This window comes from Frankia sp. AgKG'84/4, from assembly GCF_023242965.2.
In the GTDB taxonomy this organism is placed as follows: domain Bacteria; phylum Actinomycetota; class Actinomycetes; order Frankiales; family Frankiaceae; genus Frankia.
The window spans coordinates 1-5468 of sequence record NZ_JALKFU020000353.1; the positions used below are offsets into that span (position 1 = coordinate 1).

At 74.3% G+C, this 5468-nt stretch carries 1 protein-coding gene; it reads left to right on the forward strand.

The window, feature by feature from the left end; all coding sequences use genetic code 11:
- A partial coding sequence (locus tag MXD58_RS18840) for a type I polyketide synthase (RefSeq protein ID WP_250609650.1) occupies positions 1–5468 on the forward strand: 5468 nt, incomplete at both ends.

Here is a 5468-nt window from a genome sequence, read left to right on the forward strand (position 1 = left end):
CGGTGGTCCGGGCCGAGCTCGCGGCGGTGCTCGGGCACGATGCGGCCGACCGCGTCACCGAGGATCGGGCGTTCACCTCGATCGGGCTGGACTCGCTGACCGCGGTGGAGCTGCGCAACCGGCTGAATGCGGCGACGGGCCTGCGGCTGCCGGCGACCCTCACCTTCGACCAGCCGAACCCCGGCGCGCTCGCCACCTTCCTGGCCGACGCCCTGTCGGCGGCCGACGGCGGCAACGCTGCCGAGCCGAACGGACGCGGTGCCGCGGCCCGCGCCACGGCCGCCGGATCGACGACGACCGACCCGATCGTGATCGTTGGCATGGCCTGCCGCCTGCCCGGCGGCGTCACCACCCCCGAGGACCTCTGGGACCTCGTCGCCACCGGCACCGACGCCATCAGCGAGTTCCCGGTGAACCGCGGCTGGAACCTCGACGAGCTCTACGACCCCGACCCCGACACCCCCGGCACCTCGTACACCCGCCACGGCGGTTTCCTGCACGACGTTGCCGACTTCGACGCCGAGTTCTTCGGCATCACACCCCGCGAGGCGCTGGCCACCGACCCGCAGCAGCGTCTCCTGCTCGAAACCGCGTGGGAGGCGATCGAGCGCGCCGGGATCGACCCGACGTCGCTGCGCGGCTCCAGCACCGGCGTGTTCGCCGGCGTGATGTACCACGACTACGGCAGCCAGCTGCGGACCGTCCCGCCGGACCTGGAGGGCTATCTCGGCACGGGTGTCGCGGGCAGCGTCGCGTCGGGTCGGATCTCCTACACGTTCGGCTTCGAGGGGCCGGCGGTCACAATCGACACGGCGTGCTCGTCGTCGCTGGTCGCCCTGCACCTCGCCGCACAGGCGCTGCGTACCGGCGAGGCCGACCTGGCGCTCGCGGGTGGCGTGGCCGTGATGTCGACGCCGACCGAGTTCGTCGAGTTCTCCCGCCAGCGTGGCCTGGCCGTCGACGGACGCTGCAAGGCGTTCTCCGCCGACGCCGACGGCACCGGCTGGGCCGAGGGCGCCACCATGCTTCTGCTCGAACGCCTCAGCGACGCGCGGCGCCACGGCCATCCCGTCCTCGCCGTCGTCCGCGGCAGCGCCGTCAACCAGGACGGCGCGTCCAACGGGCTCACCGCCCCCAACGGTCCGTCGCAGCAGCGCGTCATCCGCACGGCACTGGCCAACGCGCACCTGACACCAGCGGACGTCGACGCCGTCGAGGCACACGGCACCGGCACCTCCCTCGGTGACCCGATCGAAGCCCAGGCGATCCTCGCGACCTACGGCGACGGCCGCCCCGCGCAGCAGCCGCTGTGGCTCGGCAGCCTGAAATCCAACATCGGCCACACCCAGGCCGCCGCCGGCGCAGCCGGCATCATCAAGACCGTCCTCGCCCTGCAGCACCGCACGCTGCCGCCAACGCTGCACGCCGACCGGCCCAGCCCGCACGTCGACTGGTCCACCGGATCGGTCGAACTGCTCACCGAGAGCCGCCCCTGGCCCGAGACCGGCCGGCCCCGGCGCGCCGCCGTGTCCTCCTTCGGCATCAGCGGCACCAACGCCCACGTCATCCTCGAACAGGCCCCCGACGAGCCCGGCCTCGACGCGACGACCACCGCGAAGGCCGCGACGCCGCCAGCAGGCGGGCCGGTGCCGGCGACGGTACTGGTGCCACTGCCGGTACTGGTGCCACTGTCGGCCCGCTCACCGCAGGCGCTGCGCGAGCAAGCTCGTCAGCTCGCCGTGCACCTGCGGACCCGCTCCGACCGGACCGACGGGTCAGCGGCCGACGGGTCAGTGGCCGAGGTGGCGGCGGCGCTGGCGGCGCGAACCCGGTTCGCCCACCGCGCGGTCGCCGTCGCGACCGACGAGCCGACGCTGCTGAGCGCGCTGGACGCCCTCGCCGACGGCCAACCGGCCGCCAACGTCAGCACCGGTGTGGCCACCCCGGGTCCGGTGGCGTTCCTGTTCTCCGGCCAGGGCAGCCAACGCCCCCGCATGGGCCACGAGCTCTACGACACCCACCCGATCTACCGGGCCGCACTCGATGAGACCGCCGCCGCGTTGGACGAACACCTCGACCGGCCCTTGCTCTCCGTCCTACACGCCGACCCCGACAGCCCCGACGCCGACCTCATCCACCACACCGCCTGGACCCAACCCACCCTCTTCGCCCTACAAGTCGCCCTCTACCGCACCCTGACCTGGCACGGCATCACCCCCGACTACCTCATCGGCCACAGCCTCGGCGAAATCACCGCCGCCCACACCGCCGGCGTCTTCACCCTCCCCGACGCCGCCCACCTCGTCACCACCCGCGCGAAGCTCCTCGGCAGCCTGCCCCCCGGCGGCGGCATGCTCACCCTCCACACCAACGAGCAGACCACCCGCGCCCTGCTCACCACCCTGTCCACCACCCACGACCTGTCCCAGGTCGACCTCGCCGCCCTCAACAGCCCCACCAACACCGTCCTCGCCGGACCCACCACCCTCCTCACCACCATCGCCGAACACGCCACCACCCAAGGCATCAAAACCCGCCACCTCACCGTCAGCCACGCCTTCCACAGCCCCCTCACCACCCCCATCCTCAACACCTTCCACACCACCGCCGCATCACTCACCTACCAGCCACCCACCATCCCCCTCATCAGCAACCTCACCGGCCACCTCACCACCCCCGAAGACCTCACCACCCCCGACTACTGGACCCGCCACATCCGCCACACCGTCCAATACACCACCGGCATCACCACCCTCACCAGCCAGCACGTCACCACCTACCTCGAACTCGGACCCGACACCACCCTCACCACCCTCACCACCCAAACCCTCAACCCCGACAGCAACCCGCTCGTCCTCCCCACCCTCCGACCCACCCAGAACCCCCTCACCACCCTCAGCACCGCCCTCGCCACCCTCCACACCCACGGCCACACCCCCACCCACACCACCCTCACCACCACCACCACCGGCACCGGCACCGGCACCGGCACCGGCACCCCCGCAGCCCTGCCCACCTACCCCTTCCAACGCCAGCGCTACTGGCTGGAGAGCACCCCCGGCGGCCCGGGCGACCTGTCCCGAGCGGGTCTGCGCGCGGCCGGGCATCCGCTGCTCGGCGCCACCGTCCGCCTCGCCGCCGACGACACCGTCGTGCTCACCGGACAGCTCTCGCTCGCGACTCATCCGTGGCTCACCGACCACGCAGTGCAGGGCAGCGTCGTCCTCCCCGGAACCGCGTACGTCGACCTGGCGCTGCGCGCCGGGGACGAACTCGGCGTTGACGTCCTCGACGAGCTCGTCGTCGAGGCCCCCCTGGTTCTGCCGGCCCGCGGCGCCGTCGCCCTGCAGGTCACCGTCGGCGGCCCGGACGGCACGGGACGTCGTCCGGTCTCCGTCCACTCCCGGCCGGACGCCGCCGCCGGCGGCGGGTCCACGACGTGGACCCGTCACGCCGAGGGAATCCTGGCGCCCGGTGACGGGGTGGAGGACGTCGGCGACCCGGCCGCCTCGGAGCTGGCCTGGCCGCCCGTGGACGCGGACGCGATCGATCTCGCCGAGGGGTATGACGCGCTGGCCGCGGCCGGGCTCGGCTATGGGCCGGTGTTCCAGGGGTTGCGCTCCGCCTGGCGGGCCGGCGACGACCTCTACGCCGAGGTCGCCCTGGCCGAGGAGCAGACCGCGCTCGCCGGTGCCTTCGGCGTCCACCCGGCTCTGCTCGATGCCGCCTTCCACGCCGCCGCGCTGGACCGGCTCGCGGACACCCCCGCGGGGCACAGCCGGATCCCGTTCGCCTGGAACGGCGTGCGCCTGCACGCCACCGGTTCGACCACCCTGCGGGTGCGCCTCACCGTCCACGGCGACGACGGCATCTCCCTGCACGCCACCGACCCGACCGGCGCCGCCGTGCTCACCGTGGAGTCGCTACGGTCCCGGTTGGTCTCGGCCGAGCAGGTCGCGGCCCGCGAGGCGGACGGCGCCGCGGAGGAGCGCTCGGATGGGCTCCACGAGGTGAGCTGGCCGCCGTTCGCCCTCCCGGCCGACGCGACCCCGTCCGGGCCGGCTGCCTGGGCAATCCTGGGGGACGGCGCCCGGGAACTGGTCTCAGCGCTGGCCACGGCGGGTGTCGACGCGCAGGTGCTCCCCGATCTCGCGGCCCTGGGCAACGCGGCACCGGAGCGGACCCCGGACGTCGTTCTGGCGGTCGTCGCGGGCACGCCCGATGACCTCCCCGCGGATCTTCCCGCGCGGGCGCGGGCGGCGACGGCCGACACGCTGGCGCTGCTGCAGGCGTGGCTGCGGGACCCGGACCGGGCCTCGGCCGCTCTCGTCGTGATCACCTCGCGGGCGGTCAGCGTCGCCGGTGAGGACGTCGACCTCACCACCGCCGCCCTCGCGGGGCTGGTGCGCACCGCGAGCACCGAGAACCCTGGTCGGTTCCTGCACCTGGACCTCGACGACGACCCGGCGAGCCTCGCCGCCGTCCCCGCCGCCGTCGCCGCCGCACGGGCCGCCGACGAGCCACACCTGGCGCTGCGTCACGGCACCGCCCACGCGCCTCGCCTCACCGCCGCGCGCCGCGGCACCGCCGCGGCCGCCGGAGCCGACCCGACCGGCTGGGACCTGGACCCCGCGGGGACCGTACTCGTCACCGGTGGTCTCGGCGCCCTCGCCCGCCGCCTCGCCCGCCATCTCGTCACCCACCACGGCACGCGCCACCTGCACCTCACCAGCCGGCAGGGCCCCGACCACCCCGACGCCGCCGCCGTGCGCGCCGACCTCGAGGACCTCGGCGCGTCCGTCACGCTCTCCGCCACCGACATCACCGACCAGGGCGCCGTCGACGACCTGCTCGCCGCGATCCCCGCCGAGCGTCCGCTCACCGCCGTCATCCACACCGCGGGGATCACCGACGACGCGACCCTGAGCGCCCTCACCCCCGAGGGCCTGCGGGCCGTCCTCACTCCCAAGATTGACGGCGCCTGGAACCTGCACCACGCCACCCGCCACACCCCCACCCTCAGGGCGTTCATCCTCTACAGCTCCATCGCCGGCCTCACCGGCAACGCCGGCCAGGCCAACTACGCCGCCGCCAACACCTTCCTCGACGCCCTCGCCCACCACCGCCACACCCACCACCTCCCCGCCACCAGCCTCGCCTGGGGCCTCTGGCACGACACCAGCACCCTCACCGCCACCCTCGACACCACCGACCACGCCCGGCTGGCGCGAGCCGGCATCCGGGCGCTGACCACCGAGCAGGGCCTCGACCTTTTCGACCGCGCGGGTAGCGGGGGCGGGGCCGTCCTCGTCACCGCACCGCTGGACCTCGCCGGCATCCGCGCCCGTGCCACCCAGCACGGTGTCCCGCCGCTGTTGCGGACGCTCGTCCGCGCAGGCCGGCGCACCGCGGTCGCGGGCGTTGGTGCCACGGCGGCCGGTGGTGTTCGGCGCCGACGGGCGCCCCGC